We start from the raw sequence: 18,306 nt of genomic DNA, 5'->3' as shown, positions 1-18,306 counted from the left end.
GCTATACTGAAGAAAAAAGAAAACAACCACTAGGGGTGCGTAAAGCTGAGATTAACGACTGTTAGATCCCTTTGACTCAATCTAGGTAATGCTAGCTGATGGAAGTGGAAATGATAATGAGGACTAGCTGGTCTTCTATTGCTTTCCTGAAACAGACTAGCTTGTTCTTAAGAATACAAACTTCAGTTGGTTGGGAGGTTTTAGATGACTTATTTACCCGTTGCTCTAACCATTGCTGGGACTGACCCTAGTGGCGGTGCTGGCATTATGGCCGACTTAAAGTCGTTCCAAGCTAGAGATGTTTATGGAATGGCCGTTGTGACCAGCCTTGTCGCTCAAAATACCAGAGGCGTTCAATTAATCGAGCACGTCTCCAACCAAATGTTGGAAGCTCAATTGGAGAGTGTCTTTTCGGATATCAAGCCTCAGGCTGTAAAAACTGGTATGTTGGCAACTACTGAAATCATGGAGATCATCCAACCCTATCTTCAAAAGCTGGACTGTCCCTATGTCCTTGACCCTGTTATGGTCGCAACAAGCGGTGATACCCTGATAGATACTAGTGCGAGAAGCTACCTAAAAACAAACCTGCTTCCCCTTGCTACCATCATCACCCCCAATCTTCCTGAGGCAGAAGAGATTGTTGGTTTTTCAATCCATGATCCAGAAGACATGCAACGTGCTGGTCGCCTGATTTTAAAAGAATTTGGTCCTCAGTCTGTGGTTATCAAAGGTGGTCATCTTGAAGGCGGTGCCAAGGATTTCCTCTTTACCAAGGAGGAGCAATTTGTCTGGGAAAGCCCAAGAATTCAAACCTGTCACACCCATGGTACTGGATGTACTTTTGCTGCAGTGATTACGGCTGAACTAGCCAAGGGCAGAAGTCTTTATCAGGCAGTCGATAAGGCCAAGGCCTTTATCACAAAAGCCATCCAAGACGCTCCTCAACTCGGTCATGGTTCAGGTCCAGTCAACCATACAAGTTTTAAAGATTAAGAAAAAACTCTCTAGTTCCCACTTTAAGGGAGTTAGAGAGTTTTTGATTAGGAAATCATGTCATCCAACTTTGTTAAAAAAGCTTGCGTTTTTGCCTCAATGTCTTCTGCCTGCATCAGATCCCTGACGACAGCGACTCCAGCTATACCAGTGCCGATAAGTTTGTCAATATTCTCTGACGTCAATCCTCCGATAGCAACTACTGGAATGGCGACCGTTTGGCAAATTGTTTTCAAGGTTGAAATCAGGGTGATGGGGGCATTTTCTTTGGTCGTAGTCGGGAAAATGGCTCCTGTTCCCAAGTAATCTGCTCCACCTTCTTCTGCCTTGAGAGCTCTTTTAACTGTTTTAGCAGTAACACCTAGGATTTTTTCAGAACCTAGTACTTTGCGGGCAACTGAAACTGGTAGTTCATCGTCTCCGATATGCAGACCAGCAGCATCGACTGCAAGACAGATATCCAACCGATCATCTATAATCAAGGGTACCTGATAGGCATCTGTTATTTCCTTGACTTGTTTTGCCAGTTGATAGTATTGATTGGTGGTGAGATTTTTTTCTCGTAGTTGGACAATGGTAACACCTGAACGGCAGGCTGTCTCAACTTTTTCAAGAAAGTTTTCCAAGGAATCTTGGTAGCGATTGGTTACTAGATACAGTCTAAGTGCTTCTCTATTCATAAACATCTCCTTTGATGGCTTCTAGCCAGTCTTCGTCTCTTTTTAGGAGAGAGAGTTGATTGAGAACTTGGTAACGAAAATCTTCCAATCCCATTCCTTGAACAACTATTCTCTCAGCAGAGATATTGAAATAAGAAACTGCTAGGCACGAAGCTTCAAAGGCAGTCTTTCCTTGGCTGAGAAAAACGGCTGTCAAGGCTCCAACCAAGTCTCCTGTCCCTGTCATCCAGTCCAATTCTGCACAGCCATTTCCCAATATTGCAACCTGATTCTCCGAAACGATGAGATCCTTGGGTCCAGTGACTAGGAACGACATACCAGGATAAAGTTGACACCAGTCTTTCAAGACTTGAAGCAAATCCTCAGTTTCTTGATCTTTAGCACTAGCATCAACTCCCACTCCGTGGTGCTTTAAACCAACAAGACTTCGGATTTCCGACATATTTCCTTTAAGGACCGTGGGCTTGTATTCTAAAAGCTCTCTGACTAGCCCCTTACGAATGGGTGACGCTGCTACACCAACCGCATCTACTACCATTGGAAGACAAGTTTGGTTTGCATAAGTAGCTGCCATACGGATTGCTTTCTCCTTCTCAGCTGACAAATGCCCCAAATTGATGAAGAGAGCCTGACTTTGCTTAGTAAAATCAAGAACCTCACGAGGATCATCTGCCATGACTGGTTTGCATCCCAGAGCCAAAATGCCATTAGCCAGCATCTCACAAGAAATCTCATTGGTAATACAGTGAATCAAGGAACTGGTTGCCAGAGGGAAAGGATTTGTCAATTTCTGCATCATTCTATCCTTTCTCCAAAGAAATATCCCTGCACTTTTTTAAAGAATTCCTGCTTGATCAAAAATCGAAAGGCAAGAAAAGCTATGGCTGTACCAATCAAGGTCGCTCCGAAAAATCGCGGAGTGTAGATAAACCAGCTGAGCTTAGCAGCCGATCCTGTAAAAAGTACCATAACAGGATAGGAAACAATGGATCCGATAATCCCTGTTCCCAAAATTTCTCCTAGGGCAGAGAAGTAAAATTTTCTACCAAACTTATAAAAGAGACCTGCGAGGAGGGCTCCAAAAGTAGCTCCTGTTAGGGCCAAAGGGGGAATGCCCTGAGTAGACATACGGATAAAGGCTGTGACTGTAGCCATGACCAAGGCATAAACAGGCCCCATCAAGATCCCTGCAAGAATGTTGACTACACTGGACATTGGTGCCATTCCTTCAATTCGAAAAATGGGTGTAAGAACTACGTCAAGGGCAATCATCATGGATAAAATGGTTAATTTGTGAACTTGAAGTTGGTGGTTTCTCATTTTCTATTTCTTCTCTTTTTCTAAGGACTGCAAATCACTCGTCCATGTTTGATGTTGGTAAGCCATCTCCCAAAACTTGGCTTCCATGTGGACACTTCGGTGGAAGGCCTCTAGCATTTTTTGTTTGTCCGTCTCATTGCTTTCTCGATAGAGCTGATTGACCAGTGCTTCTTCCTCTTTAATCTGCTGTTCTAATTCATCGGTGATATAGGTTTCAATCCACTGTTGATAAAGAGGATTCGGGGATGGTTTGCGATTCAGTGCCTTGCCCAAATCATGGTATAACCAAGGACATGGGAGCAAACTAGCAAAAGCAATGGCTAGATTTGCTTCTTCAAATTGACGATAAATGTGAGAAATGTAATGATAACAGGTTGGAGCAATCGGTTGCTCCTCCATTTCCTGGTCACTGATTTCCAATTCCTTGAAAAATTGTTGGCGGATAAACAACTCACCCTCCACTAGACTCTGAGCATTTTGTTTCAAGAGTCTTTTCATCTCTTGATTCGAAGTCTTATCAGCCAAGAGGTGATAGATTTCTGAGAAGGCCTTCAGATAGTAGGCATCTTGAATCAGGTAATAGCGGAAAATATCAGGTTCTAAATTTCCCTCTTGTAATTGTAAAATAAAGGGATGATGAAAAGAAGCCTGCCAAGCTTCCTTGGATAATTCCATCGCAATATCTGTAAATTCCATAATAACTCCTTTATAGAAATAAACTGCTTTGAAGCAATAAAAAGAAAAGCAGGTAGATTAATTTTGTTTTTTTAGGAATATAAAAAGTCCGATAGCTATTCTCCACCTGTGCATGTTCGTCATATCCGTGCGCAGATAGAGCTCTCAGATAAAGATGGCGCCACCTAAAGACTGTCATCAGAACCTTGCTGTAAATCAAGGGAGACCAAACATGCAGTTCTTGACCACGTAATAGGCAAGCTTCTTTGAGGGACTTGATTTCCTGCTGAATGAGGGGAAAGGCATTGAATACAACTATCAAGGCATAGGCCCAAGAACGCGATAACCCCTTTTGAGCCAAGTAGAGGAGAAGCTCTTTTAGGGAAATACTAGAAACAAAGACAAGACCGATACAAACCGTCACAAAAGCCCTCGTTCCAAGCATGACTGCCTGCGAAGCATCCCCATGTAACTGAACTGCCCAGTAGTTGGCGAAAGAAGGTAAAATGGCGAGCAAAATCATCCAAGCCAATATTTTAAATCGACGGTAATAGAGTAAAAAGAGTATGCAAAATGCGACTACCGAAAGATTAAGACTAATCGAAGGAATGAAAGATGTTTCCAAGGATAAAACTAGAAAGAAGAGACTGATAACCGGTGTCTTAGTTGCTACTTTGGTCATACTACCTCACCTCCCCTAGAGTATCATTTTTCAGAGATGGGAGAGGTTTGCTGATGGTCACTTCTTTCACATGACTAAGACCCTGACTAGTCATCTCAATCCAATAATCAACCACAGAGATCAAGGGATCTAAACGATGGCTAATGATCAAAAAACTTCTTCCTTGATTTCTATCCTCCAACATCCACTGACAAAAATAATGGCAGGCTCTATCATCCAAACCAGCAAATGGCTCATCTAGCAAGATCACAGAAGCCTTGCTGGTCAAGATGGACAAAAGCTGAAGTATCTTTTGCTGACCACCACTTAATTGATAGGGACTCCTATCAAGCGCCTGCTCCAGATCAAAATATCCTAAAGCTTGGAGAATCCGCTGATTTCTTTCAGAGTCTGGGCTATCTAGTTGCAGTTCCTCTCTCAGACTGCCTCGGATAAACTGCTTCTCAGCTTCCTGAACAACACCAGTCAGATCGCGATACAAACTTTTTTTCTTTTTTAGAACACAACTCTTCCAAGTAATGCGCCCCTTATACTTTTGAAATTGAAGAATAGACCGAAAGAGGGTTGATTTCCCGACACCATTGTCACCCAAGATACAGGAAATCCCTTGGTAAAATGTGAAATCCGCAATCGAAAAGAGGGGGCGATGATCCAGCTCACAAGTCAAACGGTCCATATGAAATAGTTCTGGGCTAGAAGCAACTTCCTTTGAAGCGACCTGTATCATCTCAGAGGAAGGGTTTTGAAACACTTCTCTTAGTTGACCGTCTCTTAGCTCCACCATATGGTCGATATAGGCTTCATAGTCCGTTAAATCATGGTCACACAGGATAACTGTCTTCCCATCAGAGACCAACTCTTTTAGAATCTCCAATATCTCTATCCTACTCTTACGATCAATGGAAGCGAAGGGCTCATCCAAGAGATAGACCCTAGGATTCATAGCAAAGAGAACTGCCAATGCAGCCTTTTGCTTTTCCCCACCTGATAGGTGATGAATAGGACGGTGCAAGATTAGCTCGCAACGACATTGCCGGACCACCTCAGCTATTTTAGAATCAATTTTCTGAACGGGATGGCCGATATTCTCCAAGGTAAAAATCAGCTCCTCAAACAAGTTCTCCATGGTAAATTGATGATTGGGATTTTGAAAGAGAATGCCAACCGTCTGGACACGTTCAACGGTAGAAAGCTGACTAACCTCGCTCCCATCTATCAGGACTTGACCGCTATAGGGAAGAGAACTGACTTGGGCAATCAATTGAAAGAGGCTTGATTTTCCAGAACCACTGCTCCCAACTAACAAGGTAAAGGCTTGCCCATGAAAGGTAAAATCAATCGGTTCTGAAAAAATTGGGGACTGAATCTCCCGTAATTCCAGCCCCATCTATGCTTTTCCTCCAGTTGCAAACTGATGATAGAGTTTGACAATGGTACGAACCAAGATAGTACAGAAGAAAAAGACGGAAATAAAACGTACCACTAGCAAGGAAAGGACAAAAGGAAGGGAGAAGGCATAGTAACCTAACTTAATGTATTCATAGACAAAGCTAACAAGCGTAATCCCAATACTATTGGCAGTTAGAGAGAGCCAACTTTCATAGCGATTCTTGGTTACGATAAAACCAAGTTCACTTCCCAAACCTTGAACCAAGCCAGACAAAAGGGCACCTAGACCAAATTGGCTACCATAAAGAACTTCAGCAAGCGCAGCTAGCCCTTCTCCAATCGTTGCGCTTCCCACTCTTGGAACAAAGATGGCAGCAATGGGTGCAGCCATACACCAGAGACCAAAGAGGATTTCATTGGCAAAGGCCTGTAAACCAAGAGGTGCTAAAATCAGGGTGAGGATATCAAACAGATAGCCTGAACCCACAAAAACGCCACCAAAAAAGATAGACAAGAAAGCAAGTAAAATAACATCTTTTAACTGCCATTTTTTCAACATAAAAAACTCCTTTTTTAAAGAAAAGTGGGGTATTCAAGGTGAGCTACCGAAAGGCTTAACGTCCAGCCTATCCTCTTTTGATAAACAAAAAAACTCCAATTACAAACGAGAATTAGAGTTTACCTTACAAGATTAGACAGTTCTTTTCGACATACGAAAAAAACCTTTTCACATTTCCCTTCGACAGTACTAACTGTATCAGGTTCAATGGGTATCATCTCAGCCTAAAGCACCCCAAATGTCTTTATTATTTAATTATATAATTATTTTAACAGACGATTTATTCTAGTTCAAGGAATTGAACTGGAAATACAGCCTTGTACTCAAAAAGACAGCAGATCTTTCTTTTGCAAAAAATAAATGACTTATTTGATGGATTAGCTATTTGAACTGAATCTGGACATATCTTTTTAGAAAAAAGAAAATCCTACTCCCTCAGAATCCAAGGAAAAATTGATGCCTATTGTTCACTCATTTCCCGAACAGTTTTTTCTATATTTTTTGCATACGATATTGCTGAAATGATTGAAACGCCGTCAACATTGGTCTTCATAATATCTTTAATATGTTGCGTCTGTATCCCACCAATTGCAACTAAGGGAATTTGTGGCAATAGTTTTCTCATCAATTTAAGACCTTCATAACCTATAGCACCACCAGCATCATCTTTTGACTGGGTATCAAATACAGGACCAACACCAACATAATCTACATATTCAACTTTTGATTGTTGAAATTCTTCCTCGTTTTTTATAGAAAGACCAATTATTTTATCTGGCATCAATTTTCTAATTTCATCAACACCAAGATCATCCTGTCCTACATGTACACCATCAGCATCAATTTCCATTGCCAAATCAATATCATCATTAACAATAAACGGAACATTGTATTTTTTACAAAGATCCTGTAGTTTAATTGCTAATTCGACTTTTTCTTTACCTTCTAAGGCTCCCTCACCTTTTTCACGGAATTGAAATAAGGTTATACCACCTTTTAAGGCTTCCTCAACGACTCTATATATATCTTTTCCTTGGCAAGTAGTCGTTCCACAAATAAAATATAGTTTTAGTAATTCTTTATGAAACATCTTACTTCACTCTTTTGAATTCCTTTACATCTTCGTCTGTAATCTCGTATAAGGCATTTATAAATTCAACTTTAAATGTTCCAGGAAGATGCCCATTTGGACGTTTTTCTGCCATTTCTCCAGCGATATTGTAAACCAACATTGCTGTTTCTAATGATTTCAATTCTTGACCTTTTTCAAGTCCGATAAAGCTTGCTACTACAGCACCTAATAAGCATCCTGTCCCAATAACTTTTGGCATCATGGCACTACCATTATGAATCGTTACAACTTCTCCATTAACCGCAATGGCATCCACTTCACCTGTTACTACTATTGGAATATTGAACTTCTCATTTGCTGCTAGAGCAATTTCATCAATATTATCTACGCCTGCACTATCTACTCCTTTAGATGCCACATTTATTCCTACTAAAGAGGCAATCTCGCCAGCATTTCCCCTAATCGCTGCCAGTTTGTAATTATTGATTAGATCATCTGCTACTTTTTTTCTATATTCTCCTGCTCCACAGGCTACAGGATCTAAAACTGCAGGAACATTATATTTTTCAGCAATTTTTAGTGCCTCTTGGTACAGCTTCCAATTATTATCCGTTAAAGTCCCAATGTTAATCAATAATCCTCCAGCATATTTTAATAGATCTTCTAAGTCTGCTGGGTACTCGCTCATAGCTGGTGAGGCACCCAGTGCTACTAATCCATTTGCTGTAAAGTTTTTTACAACATCATTGGTGATACAGATTACTAATGGTGCTTTTTCTTTTAATAATTTTAAACTTGTCATATTGAAATCCTTCCTTTTCACTTTATACGATCTACTGATTTCGATTTATCTCTATCTTTCGTTAAGAAATTTTTCAGTTACATTGAATGATTTACCTCATCAAATTTGTCAGTATCCTGAACTTTCCCTAAGCATCATAACCAATATCAAAAAAGGCTAATTCTAAAGCGACTGCTTGGTTCCAGCGTTGCTTAAGTTCTGTCAAATCTTCTCGACCTTTTCCGACACGATTGAGTTCGTCAACCAGAAATTGAACCCACTCTGCAAAGAAAGGACCTCTGTGGAGATTAATCCATTCCGAATGAATATAGGCTTCAGGTAGAGCCAAATCTTTAGAACCCCAGTCTAAATAGAGACCTTCTGCAATGACCAGCATGACTAAAAGATGGGCATAGTCTGATGATGATACAGCAGAATACATAAGCTCCTGAAAGGCTTTTGTTACAGGATGCAAGGTCACTTCCAGATAGTCATTCTCAGATACTTTTAAATCTTTGAAAGCTTTTTGGAAATAACCGTCTTCATCTGCTTCAAGAAAGCCTAGTTGCTTGGCAAAACGAAGCTTGGATTCAAGCTGGTCTGCGTGGGCTACGCAAGCACCCAGCATGGATAAGAAGGCATCAAAGAAGTGATAATCTTGAATTAGGTAGTCTTTTAAGACCTTATTCTCAATTGTCCCCGCAAAAAGTTCCTTAACAAAACGATGATTGATTGCAGCCTGCCAATCCTTCTGACTGCTTTTTAATAATTCTCCAACAGTCAAACCTGGCTGAAATGCATAGTCTTGTCTTTCCATATTTACTTTTCCTCTCTTTACTCGTTCGTAATCAACAAAACATCAAGAAAATCCTAGTTTTACTTGACCTTTTTAAAGAAAATCAAGGGCGTTCAAGAAAAGCTACCTAAATGCTTTGTATCACCTTCATCCAGTTTATATAAACAAAAAAACTCCAATTATAATCAAGAATTAGAGTTTAGCTTACAAGATTAGATCGTTCATTTCGCCATACGAAAAAACGTTTCACATTTCCCTTCGCCAGTCTTAACTGTATCAGGTTCAATGGGTATCATCTCAGCCTAAAGCACCCCAAATGTCTTTATTATTTAATTACTGCACCAGTATAGCAAAAAATGAAAGCCCTAGCAAGATATTTGACTGAAAAATATATTTATATAGATTTCAATGGTGATTTATTCTTCCTATAGACGAAGAAAAACCTCCACATCAAGTGGAGGCAAGCTATTTTATCAATACAATTTTAAGTCACGAGGGTCAACTGGGAAGGTTGGATTGTATGGGTTGTGACGGAGTTTGAAGTGTTTGACATCTTCAATAGTCTGAGTTCCAGATAACTGCATAACTGTCTTCAATTCTGCATTCAAGTGTTCAAAGACTTGACGCACACCAACACTACCGCCGAGAGCCAAACCATAGATCACAGGGCGACCAATAGCTACCAAGTCTGCTCCTGAAGCCAAGGCTTTAAAGACGTGTTGACCGCGACGAACACCAGAGTCAAAGACAATTGGCACACGTTTATCAACTGCTTCTGCTACTTCTTGAAGTGAGTCAAAGGCAGCTGGCCCACCGTCGATTTGACGGCCACCATGGTTGGTTACCCAGATACCAGAAGCTCCAGCAGCAAGCGAACGTTCAACGTCCTCACGGCATTGTGGCCCCTTGACATAAACAGGAAGTCCTGAGTATTCAGCGATAAATTCTACATCTCGTGGAGATAGGCGCTGTTTAGCTGATTTGTAAACAAAGTCCATTGATTTACCAGCACCTTCTGGCAGGTATTCTTCAACAATCGGCATGCCAACTGGGAAGACAAAACCATTACGCTTATCGACCTCACGATTGCCCCCTACCGTAGCATCAGCCGTCAAGACAATCGCTTTATAACCTTCAGCCTTCACACGGTCCATGATGTGGCGATTGATACCATCATCTTTACTAAAGTAAAACTGGAACCAATGAGGTGTCCCTTGAAGGGCTTCCGTAATTTCTGGAAGGTCGACAGTAGAGTAAGAGCTGGTTGTATAGAGAGAACCAAACTCATGCACACCACGCGCAGTCGCCACTTCACCCTGTTCATTTGCCAATTTATGAGCCGCAACAGGCGCCATAATGATTGGTGAAGACAATTTTTCGCCTGCAAATTCAATCTCTGTACTTGGATTTTCTACATTGCAAAGTGTATGAGGAACGATGAGTTTGTGGTTAAAGGCACGAATATTCTCACGCAAAGTGAAAGTATCCTCCGCCCCACTAGCGATATAGCCAAATGCTGCTTTAGGAATAACTTGTTGCGCCATTGGCTCCAAATCATAGGTATTGATGAAATCTACATGACCTTCTGCATTGCTTGTTTTGTATGACATAAAATGTCCTCCTTGATAAGTAAGCGTTTACTTTGTATATTACAAAAAATATTCTAACTCTTTTTTCAAAATTTTTCAAATATTTTGTTTGGAAATTTCATGCTTTCAATCATTTTACAGAGATAATTAAAAATGATGAACTTTCTTAAGTTATGGAAATTCAAATAATCTTTTCATTTTCTAATACTTTATCATCAAATTGTTCAACTAGTATAGTTGCTGAGTGATAAAGTTCCTTTGCTTTATTTTTATCATTTTCAAAATAAAGATAGCACTTAGCTTCAAATACTGAAATTCCAGATTTATAGACTTGCAACATTGTTACTGATAAAATTTCATTCATCTTTTTTACTAGAGATATCATATGCTTATAGTCACTATGAACAACATAAACACCCGCTATGGCACAAAGAACTGATAGTAGCTCTACATTATACATTTCATCACTAACTAATTGCTGTTTCAACAACTTAATCCGAAAATCATCTAATGCTCTCTTCTATAAATCAAGTCTTGACATTGCATAGCAAAATAATCAATTAATAGTAAATCATTGAATGTGTAAACTTGCTTTAGTGTTACTTGCTTAAAATAATCATCAAAAATATCTTCAGCGAAACTACCTGTCCCTGTCCTTATCAAGTCTAATATTCTTTCAATCAAGTCTAGACTCAGCAACTCTTCCTCAGGAAGAGCTAGTTCTTTATTTTCAAGAAAAGTATCTATCGGAACTTCTAATCGCTTAGATAAATATTGTAACTTAGTAATTGTTGGCAAGGATTGCCCAAGCTCAGTACGCATCAGCTGTTTGATTATTAAGTCAGCTTCTGTCCACAGACCTCTTCTCTCGTCAATTTGTGACGTTCATGTTCCTGTCTTACTCTATGACCAATTTCAGTTTTAATATCTGTTGTCATTCTTACCTCTTAACCACAATCCATAAATTAACATACTTTTAATTCTTCGGCTAAAAATTAACAATAATTCTTTTTCAAATCCGTCATATTATTTTCCAAAACTTGGATGTCTTGGCTGACTTTGAGAATGACAATGCTTCCTTGAATACTGGAGATGACTTGACGGGCCTGCAACTGCGCCCGCTCTTCTGACCAGTCAGCATGCAGGTCTTGCAAGAGGCTGGCTAACTTCTCTGTCCACTGGGTCATAAAATCATTGAGAGGAAAGCGGAAGTTCTCATCTTCTGTGGACAATTCCACAATCAGATTACCAATTGGGCAACCATAAAAGACCGTCTGACTTTCATGAAATTGACAAACCCAGTCAATCATATCCGAAAACTTGTCACTGTCAGACTTGTCTGCTTCAAAAATATCTTCAAAAAGCTCTTTTCGCCAATTTGCTAAAATATCTTGAATGACCGTCAAACCAATTTCCTTCTTAGATTTGAAATAATAATAAAGCTGCCCCTTGCCAACATCAGCTGCCTCCATGATGTCACTGATGGAGGTGGCCACATAACCCTTCTGATAAATCAATTTCTCAGCACTTTGTAAAATACGCTCTTTAACACTCATCTGCTCACCTCTCTTTTTCCTATTATAGCAGATTCAGAGCCTGAAACCAAACAATTGAAACCACCTCCTTTTGCCACTGTTTTATCATTAAAATTTTTGTTCTGAGCAAATTAATTTACAAATTCAATTTTAGATGTTATTATAATTGTACCGAATGGTCAGTATATAACTAAAACTACCATTTGGAAAATCATCAAACTAACAGTCTAAATTCCTATTGGCTGTTAATCAAATCATATTAGGAGGAACCTCATGTTCAATCAGAAAAATGTCGCATTTGTTATCACAGACCCACAAGTTGAATTCCTAAAACATACTGGTAAAGGATTCGGAGCAACTAAAGACGTTCTTGAAAAAGTTAATACTATTGAAAATCTGACAAAGCTTTTCGCTCTTGCTCAAGAGCGTGGCTACAAGCGTTTTATCTCACCGCACTACTTCTATCCACACGATCACAAGTGGCAATTTAAAGCTGCTGGTGAAACGATGATGATTGAAAACGAAATGTTTTGGCGTGATAGCCAGTATTCAGCAATTCCAGAAGGCTCTGGAGCAGATATGATTGAAGAGATTAAACCATTTTTGGATGAAGATACTATTGTTGTCAACGGACATAAAATCTTTGGCCCAGAAAGCAACGACCTTAACCTTCAACTCCGCAAAAATGGTATCGACACCGTCATCTTGGCTGGTATGAATGCTAATCTCTGCGTGGATTCACATATGCGTGAACTCATAGAATTAGGCTACAATGTCATTGTTGTTAACGATGCTGTCGGTGCTCCAGGTGAAGAAGCCTACCAAGCTGCCCTGACAAACTATGGCTACATTGCCAACCAAGTTTTGACAACTGAGGAAGTTATCGCTCAACTTTAGTATTAAAAACAAAATCAGGTAATCCTAGCGACTACCTGATTTTCTATGTTTTAAGCGTTTTGCCAATTTTCTTGGTCTTCTTTAAAGCGTTTTAGAAGGTCGAGTCCTTCTGGTGTGATATATCCTTCTTCTTGGGCTAGGTGAATGAGTTCACTGTAGTTAGAAAGCGTCACAAGTTTGACACCTGCGTCTGAGAAGTTCTTATCTGCTTTTGGCAATTGGTAACTGAAAATCGCTACAACTCCAAGCACATCTGCTCCTTCTCGTTTAGCAGCTGCTACTGCTTCAAGAACAGAACCACCTGTTGAAATAAGGTCTTCAACCACTACCATTTTTTGACCCTGAGCTACGCGGCCTTCGATTTGATTACCAGCTCCGTGGTCTTTTGGTTTGCTACGGATGTAGGCAAATGGCAAGTTCATCTTGTCAGCGATGATAGCTCCGTGTGGAATTCCTGCTGTCGCAGTTCCTGCAATCACTTCTACTTCTGGAAATTCTGCTTTAATAGCTTCCACAAAACCATTCTCAATCAAGCTACGAGTTTCTGGATAGGCAAGCGTCACACGGTTGTCAGTATAAATCGGTGACTTGATACCAGATGCCCAAGTGAAAGGCTCCTCTGGTTTGAGGTAAACGGCTTGGATTTTCAAGAGGTGGCTAGCGATATCTTTAGCAAGTGTCATAGTATTCTCCTTTTGTTTTTATAATCTATTTCTTTCATTTCAGTCTTGGTTCCATTCATCTTTGATAGCATGATAAGCTGCAACAGGATCCTCAGCTTGGGTAATGGGACGTCCCACTACGATATAGTCACTACCGATTTGATAGGCGTCAGCAGGTGTCATGACACGTTTTTGGTCTCCAACCGCAGCTCCCGCTGGACGAATTCCTGGTGTCAGACAGATAAAATCTGGATTGGTGGCCTGCTTGATGAGTTGCACTTCCTGAGCCGAGCAAACGACACCATCCAAGCCCGCTTCAGCTGTCTTCTTGGCATAGTGAATCACAGACTCTTGCAGGCTGGTTTGGATATTTTGAAAATCCTGCATCTGAGCTTCTGATGTTGATGTGAGCTGAGTGACAGCAATCAATTTGGCTTGACTTCCAAGACCTTCACGCGCAGCCTTCATCATCTCCACACCACCTGCAGCATGAACATTGGTCATGTCCACACCAAGCTGAGACAAGACCTTCATGGCAGATTTGACTGTATTTGGAATGTCATGTAGCTTGAGATCCAGAAAGACACTATGCCCCAATGACTTCAAATAAAGGACAACTCCCGGACCCTCCGCATAATAAAGCTCCATTCCCACTTTTAGATAAAGGCTTTCTTCTGCCGGGAAGAGAGTTAAAAATTCCTTGACTGCCTCAAAACTAGGAAAATCAAGAGCAATAACTGGACGATGTTCACGCATACTTTTCTCCTTTTACCTTTGCGAGCAAGAGAGTATGGTCAAAAACAAACCACGAAAAAAGGAACCTGCCAACAGCAAGGTTCCACGAAAAATGGGTAGTCTCCACCCTTTCACCGTCTAACCTTAGCTGCCTCTCTGGACTGCTTTAAAGGTTTTTTTCTATTCTATTATTTATAGTAGGACTTGTCAAGCAAAAACTCGAAACTGGACTTCTATACCATTCAAAATCAAGAGGAAAAGTTAGTCTAACGACTCTGTGATTGCTGGTTCGTTTGGCTTTGATTTCCCTGTTCTTCTTGTTTTTTCTTTTCTTCTTCCTGTTTTTTCTTCTCAGCTTCCTTAGCCTCTTGTTTGGCTTTTTCCTCAGCCTCTTCTATCAATTTATCCGCTATCGTATAGCTGTATACTCCAGCTTCCATATCGACTACACTCGGCTCTGTCAATTGGGGCTTGATTTTGCTGTAATAAGGCAATTTCTTGCTCAATTCTGACAAGGGAACCAAAATCTCATCTGTGTCCAGCATAGTAATTTTTAAAAGATCTGCTGTTGCCTTGCTTGGCGCTAATTCGATTTTCTGGATTTGACTCTTGATATCCTCACTGATAGTAGATAATCCTGTGATCAGCTCTTTCACCTGCTGCTCATCATTAAAGGTAACTGTCAGATAAGTCTCAGGCAAGTTTAAGCGATTTACAGGAGTTGACTCAACCGCACCACTAGAAAGAATTGGATAATACTCTTCACCAGACACATAATAACCGACAATATCAAACTCCTTAACCTCAATCGTAAAGTTAGTCGGAAATTGATAGTTAATCTTCGCTGATTCTATCCAATGGTTGGACTTGATTCGCTCAGCGTATGTTTCCTTATCCAACAATAGAGCTAAAGTATAGTCACTATCTTGAATTCCAGAAGCCTGTTTGATGTCATCCGCCTGCGTGTTACTATTTCCCTTAACCTCGATATTTTTGATGGTCGAAAGTGGAGTCAACAGATAGACTGAAAAAAGGAGGACTAGGACACTGGGTACCAAGATACTCACAGCTCGCCAAATATGAACAGGCGCAATTTTAGGTTTGGCTGGTTTCTCTGGTTTTTCTTGTTTCTTCTTTTCTTTTTCTTCTTTGACTTTAGGATCATCTTTTTTAGATTTTTCTTCTTTTTCGGATGATTCTTCGTCTGGAACAGTTTCGTTCTGGTCGGAATCACTTGATGACTTCTTACTTTCCTCTAACGACTTAGAGTTTTTCCCCATTCGAGCTTGTTTTTCCTTTTCCTTCTCCTCAGCTAGGGCAGCTTCTTCCTCAGCTTTTTTTTTCAGGTATTCCTGGTTTCGTTTCTGCCATTCAGACAATTCTTGCTTCTGGTTTGATTCTTTTTTCTTATCCTTTGACATTGATATTCCTTATGATAGGTCTTTTCTTAGTAAATCGTAAAAATCTGCAAGAGATTTCAATTCAGTCGAAGCTTTCATGCTAGCTTGGTACTGATCCTTGTGACTAAGCAAGTGACTGAGTTTCGCCTCCAAGCTTTCCAAGGTCAAGTCACTTTCTTGAAGTTCTTCTGCATAGCCTTTCTTAACAAAGTAGGCTGCATTTTCAATCTGGTCTCCTCGACTTGCTTCACGACCCAATGGTACGATGAGATGGAGTTTCGCCATGGCTAAGAGCTCAAAAATCGTATTGGCACCGCCACGCGTCACCACCACATCTGCCATCTCCATCAAGGGTTGATAGAGATCCGTCACATAGTCAACACGAAAGAGATTTTGACTCAATTCATTGAGGCTTGAATCTCCAGTGAGATTAATAATGTTGTAGCGCTCTGTCAGTTCTTTCTTATGGTCAGTCACCAATTGGTTAAAAACACGAGCTCCTGCAGAACCACCAACAAACAATACGGTTGGCAATTTAAGATCAAAGTGGGTTTGGATATCGACCAATTCATCTGGTTCTGAAGTTTTTTGCTCCGAAACCTTTGTTACTGCTCCCACATGCTCGACTTTTGCGAGACCAGCAGCCTGCTCAAATGTTGAATACATCTTGGTTGCGAATTTGTAGGCAATTTTATTAGCCAAACCCATAGATAGGTCCGATTCGTGAATAAAGACAGGTACTCCTGACACACGCGCTGCGATAACCGGCGGTACTGAGACAAATCCTCCCTTAGAAAAAAGAGCCTGTGGACGCAGTCGTAACATGATAAAGAGGGATTGGACAATTCCCCAACCAACTTTGAAGACATCCAGCATATTTTGCCAAGAAAAATAGCGACGCAACTTCCCAGTCGCAATAGAATGGAAAGTAACATCCAAACCTGACTTGAGGATTTCTTGGTGTTCGATTCCGTGTTTATCACCAATGTAGTGAACTTCCCAGCCGTCTTCGATGAACTTAGGCATTAACAAAAGGTTGAGGGTGACATGCCCAACCGTCCCCCCGCCTGTAAAGACAATTTTTTTCATATTATTCCTTTAACTCCGCTACTGTGTCGATAAAGAGGTCTCCACGTACTTCAAAGTTAGCATACATATCCCAGCTAGCATTTGCAGGACTGAGAAGGACTACATCTCCTTGAGTCGCAAGCTCATAGGCCTTGCAGGTCGCATCAGCAATATCTGTCGCATCTACATAAGTCACACCAGCCTTATCCGCTGCCCGTTTGACACGCTCAGCAGATTGACCAAGGATGACCATCTTCTTGAGTCCAATAATATCTGGCACCAATTCATCAAACTCATTCCCACGGTCCAAACCACCTGCAATTAAGATGACCTTACTATTGTCAAATCCTGACAAGGCTTTTTGAGTCGCTAAGATATTGGTTGACTTGCTATCGTTATAGAATTTGACCCCCTTGATTTCATCCACAAACTGGAGACGGTGCTTGACACCACCAAAGGCTGAAAGAGTTTCCTTGATGATTTGGTTATCTACACCACGTAGCTTGGCTACTGCAATGGTCGCAAGGGCATTTTCCACATTGTGGCTACCTGGAACACCGATTTCACTAGCTGTCATGACCACTTCCCCACGGAAGTAGAGTTGACCATTTTCCAAATAGGCCCCATCAACCTTTTCCTTTGTTGAAAATGGTACAACAGTAGCCTGTGTTTTGGTAGCCAATTCTTTTGCCAAGTCTTGGTTAAAGTTCAAGACAAGGAAATCAGCTGCTGTCATATTATTTTGGATATTCCACTTAGCTGCCACATAGGCCTCAAAAGAACCATGGTAGTCGATATGAGTGGGCATGAGGTTGGTAATAACCGCAATCTCAGGATGAAATTCTTGAACACCCATCAGTTGGAAAGAAGAAAGTTCCATGACAAGTGTGTCCTTGGCTGTTGCAGTTTGAGCCACTTGACTGGCAGGATAGCCGATGTTCCCTGACAAGAGACCATGTTGACCGGCAGCAGTCAAAACTTCCCCAATCATAGTCGTTGTGGTTGTTTTCCCATTTGAACCTGTGATACCGATAATTGACGCTTCCGAGATCAAGTAAGCCAACTCCACCTCAGTCAAGACTGGAATTCCCTTTGCCAATGCCTTTTCAATCATGGGATTGCTATACGGAATACCTGGATTTTTCACCATCAGAGCGAAATCTTCATCCAACAATTCCAAAGGATGCCCACCAGTGACAACCTTGATTCCCTCTTCTAGCAAGCTTTGAGCAGCAGGATTTTCCTCAAAAGGTTTGCTGTCATTTACTGTCACAATGGCACCTAGCTTGTCCAATAAACGGGCTGCAGACTCACCAGACTTAGCCAAACCTAAAACAAGTACTTTCTTATTTTTAAATTGATCGATTACTTTCATGTCTCAAACTCCATTTCTACTTCTACTATTTTACCATTTTTATGGAAATAAAAAAGCCACAAAGTGTATTTGTGGCTCTTTCTTCTAACTTAATA

At 40.7% G+C, this 18,306-nt stretch carries 21 protein-coding genes and 3 riboswitches; of the genes, 2 read left to right on the top strand and 19 right to left on the bottom strand.

What is annotated here, in order from left to right:
- The first annotated feature begins 21 nt into the window (after positions 1–21).
- A riboswitch (TPP riboswitch) is annotated at positions 22–120 on the top strand.
- An 84-nt stretch (positions 121–204) separates the two neighbouring features.
- Positions 205–996 carry a bifunctional hydroxymethylpyrimidine kinase/phosphomethylpyrimidine kinase gene (gene thiD, locus M1F74_RS01440; protein WP_247946083.1) on the top strand — a complete coding sequence of 264 codons (792 nt, stop codon included), beginning with the start codon at positions 205–207 and terminating at the stop codon, positions 994–996.
- Positions 997–1,043: 47 nt separating this feature from the next.
- Here the strand turns inward: thiD and thiE (M1F74_RS01435) are convergent, their stop codons facing one another.
- The 14 genes from thiE (M1F74_RS01435) to M1F74_RS01375 all read right to left on the bottom strand — a co-directional run bounded on the left by thiE (M1F74_RS01435) (position 1,044) and on the right by M1F74_RS01375 (position 12,095).
- Complete coding sequence (gene thiE, locus M1F74_RS01435) at positions 1,044–1,676, bottom strand: thiamine phosphate synthase (protein WP_057488599.1); 633 nt, start codon at positions 1,674–1,676, stop codon at positions 1,044–1,046.
- Positions 1,669–2,472 (bottom strand): hydroxyethylthiazole kinase, encoded by an 804-nt coding sequence (locus M1F74_RS01430; protein WP_247941648.1) that lies wholly within the window; start codon positions 2,470–2,472, stop codon positions 1,669–1,671. The genes thiE (M1F74_RS01435) and M1F74_RS01430 overlap by 8 nt, the downstream gene beginning before the upstream one ends.
- Entirely contained in the window at positions 2,472–2,996 is a 525-nt protein-coding gene (gene thiW / locus M1F74_RS01425; protein WP_033584924.1) for an energy coupling factor transporter S component ThiW, read from the bottom strand. Before thiW ends, M1F74_RS01430 begins: the two co-directional genes overlap by 1 nt.
- Positions 2,997–2,999: 3 nt before the next feature.
- Entirely contained in the window at positions 3,000–3,692 is a 693-nt protein-coding gene (gene tenA, locus M1F74_RS01420; protein WP_084939186.1) for a thiaminase II, read from the bottom strand.
- Positions 3,693–3,702: 10 nt separating this feature from the next.
- On the bottom strand, positions 3,703–4,353 hold the full coding sequence (locus M1F74_RS01415; protein ID WP_084939187.1) for an energy-coupling factor transporter transmembrane component T: 651 nt from the start codon (positions 4,351–4,353) through the stop codon (positions 3,703–3,705).
- A gap of 1 nt (position 4,354) precedes the next feature.
- A complete protein-coding gene (locus tag M1F74_RS01410) occupies positions 4,355–5,740 on the bottom strand; it encodes an ATP-binding cassette domain-containing protein (protein WP_247946082.1) in 1,386 nt (461 codons plus the stop codon).
- A complete protein-coding gene (locus tag M1F74_RS01405) occupies positions 5,741–6,301 on the bottom strand; it encodes an ECF transporter S component (RefSeq protein ID WP_061588320.1) in 561 nt (186 codons plus the stop codon). It abuts the gene before it with no gap.
- A 158-nt stretch (positions 6,302–6,459) separates the two neighbouring features.
- Positions 6,460–6,548, bottom strand: a riboswitch (TPP riboswitch).
- Positions 6,549–6,761: 213 nt separating this feature from the next.
- A complete protein-coding gene (gene thiE / locus M1F74_RS01400; RefSeq protein ID WP_033605926.1) occupies positions 6,762–7,391 on the bottom strand; it encodes a thiamine phosphate synthase in 630 nt (209 codons plus the stop codon).
- Position 7,392: 1 nt separating this feature from the next.
- On the bottom strand, positions 7,393–8,175 hold the full coding sequence (gene thiM, locus M1F74_RS01395) for a hydroxyethylthiazole kinase (RefSeq protein WP_192855127.1): 783 nt from the start codon (positions 8,173–8,175) through the stop codon (positions 7,393–7,395).
- Positions 8,176–8,302: 127 nt separating this feature from the next.
- Complete coding sequence (locus M1F74_RS01390) at positions 8,303–8,971, bottom strand: TenA family protein (RefSeq protein ID WP_033605928.1); 669 nt, start codon at positions 8,969–8,971, stop codon at positions 8,303–8,305.
- 215 nt (positions 8,972–9,186) lie between these two features.
- Positions 9,187–9,275, bottom strand: a riboswitch (TPP riboswitch).
- Between the two features lie 148 nt (positions 9,276–9,423).
- Positions 9,424–10,560 carry an L-lactate oxidase gene (gene lctO, locus M1F74_RS01385; RefSeq protein WP_049524544.1) on the bottom strand — a complete coding sequence of 379 codons (1,137 nt, stop codon included), beginning with the start codon at positions 10,558–10,560 and terminating at the stop codon, positions 9,424–9,426.
- A 160-nt stretch (positions 10,561–10,720) separates the two neighbouring features.
- Positions 10,721–11,026, bottom strand: a complete 306-nt coding sequence (locus M1F74_RS10070) for a hypothetical protein (protein WP_282184730.1) — start codon at positions 11,024–11,026, stop codon at positions 10,721–10,723.
- Positions 11,027–11,046: 20 nt separating this feature from the next.
- Positions 11,047–11,337, bottom strand: a complete 291-nt coding sequence (locus tag M1F74_RS10065; protein WP_258010505.1) for a hypothetical protein — start codon at positions 11,335–11,337, stop codon at positions 11,047–11,049.
- Between the two features lie 197 nt (positions 11,338–11,534).
- Positions 11,535–12,095, bottom strand: coding sequence for a TetR/AcrR family transcriptional regulator (locus M1F74_RS01375; protein WP_033605930.1), 561 nt, complete (start codon positions 12,093–12,095; stop codon positions 11,535–11,537).
- Positions 12,096–12,347: 252 nt separating this feature from the next.
- Between M1F74_RS01375 and M1F74_RS01370 the strand changes: the two genes are divergently transcribed.
- Complete coding sequence (locus M1F74_RS01370) at positions 12,348–12,971, top strand: cysteine hydrolase (RefSeq protein ID WP_033605931.1); 624 nt, start codon at positions 12,348–12,350, stop codon at positions 12,969–12,971.
- Between the two features lie 50 nt (positions 12,972–13,021).
- Here M1F74_RS01370 and pyrE read toward each other — a convergent pair whose 3' ends face one another.
- From pyrE to murD, 5 genes are all read right to left on the bottom strand, one after another.
- Positions 13,022–13,654, bottom strand: coding sequence for an orotate phosphoribosyltransferase (gene pyrE, locus M1F74_RS01365; protein ID WP_111466777.1), 633 nt, complete (start codon positions 13,652–13,654; stop codon positions 13,022–13,024).
- Between the two features lie 39 nt (positions 13,655–13,693).
- Entirely contained in the window at positions 13,694–14,389 is a 696-nt protein-coding gene (pyrF, locus tag M1F74_RS01360; protein ID WP_247946081.1) for an orotidine-5'-phosphate decarboxylase, read from the bottom strand.
- Positions 14,390–14,634: 245 nt separating this feature from the next.
- Entirely contained in the window at positions 14,635–15,789 is a 1,155-nt protein-coding gene (locus M1F74_RS01355) for a cell division protein FtsQ/DivIB (RefSeq protein WP_247946080.1), read from the bottom strand.
- A gap of 9 nt (positions 15,790–15,798) precedes the next feature.
- Positions 15,799–16,857, bottom strand: a complete 1,059-nt coding sequence (locus tag M1F74_RS01350; protein ID WP_000724793.1) for a UDP-N-acetylglucosamine--N-acetylmuramyl-(pentapeptide) pyrophosphoryl-undecaprenol N-acetylglucosamine transferase — start codon at positions 16,855–16,857, stop codon at positions 15,799–15,801.
- A gap of 1 nt (position 16,858) precedes the next feature.
- Positions 16,859–18,211 carry a UDP-N-acetylmuramoyl-L-alanine--D-glutamate ligase gene (gene murD / locus M1F74_RS01345; protein ID WP_061588329.1) on the bottom strand — a complete coding sequence of 451 codons (1,353 nt, stop codon included), beginning with the start codon at positions 18,209–18,211 and terminating at the stop codon, positions 16,859–16,861.
- Positions 18,212–18,306: the final 95 nt, after the last annotated feature.

The sequence above is a fragment of the Streptococcus oralis genome, assembly GCF_023109315.1.
Lineage (GTDB): Bacteria > Bacillota > Bacilli > Lactobacillales > Streptococcaceae > Streptococcus > Streptococcus oralis_BS.
This window is presented reverse-complemented; position numbering and strand designations above follow the sequence as displayed.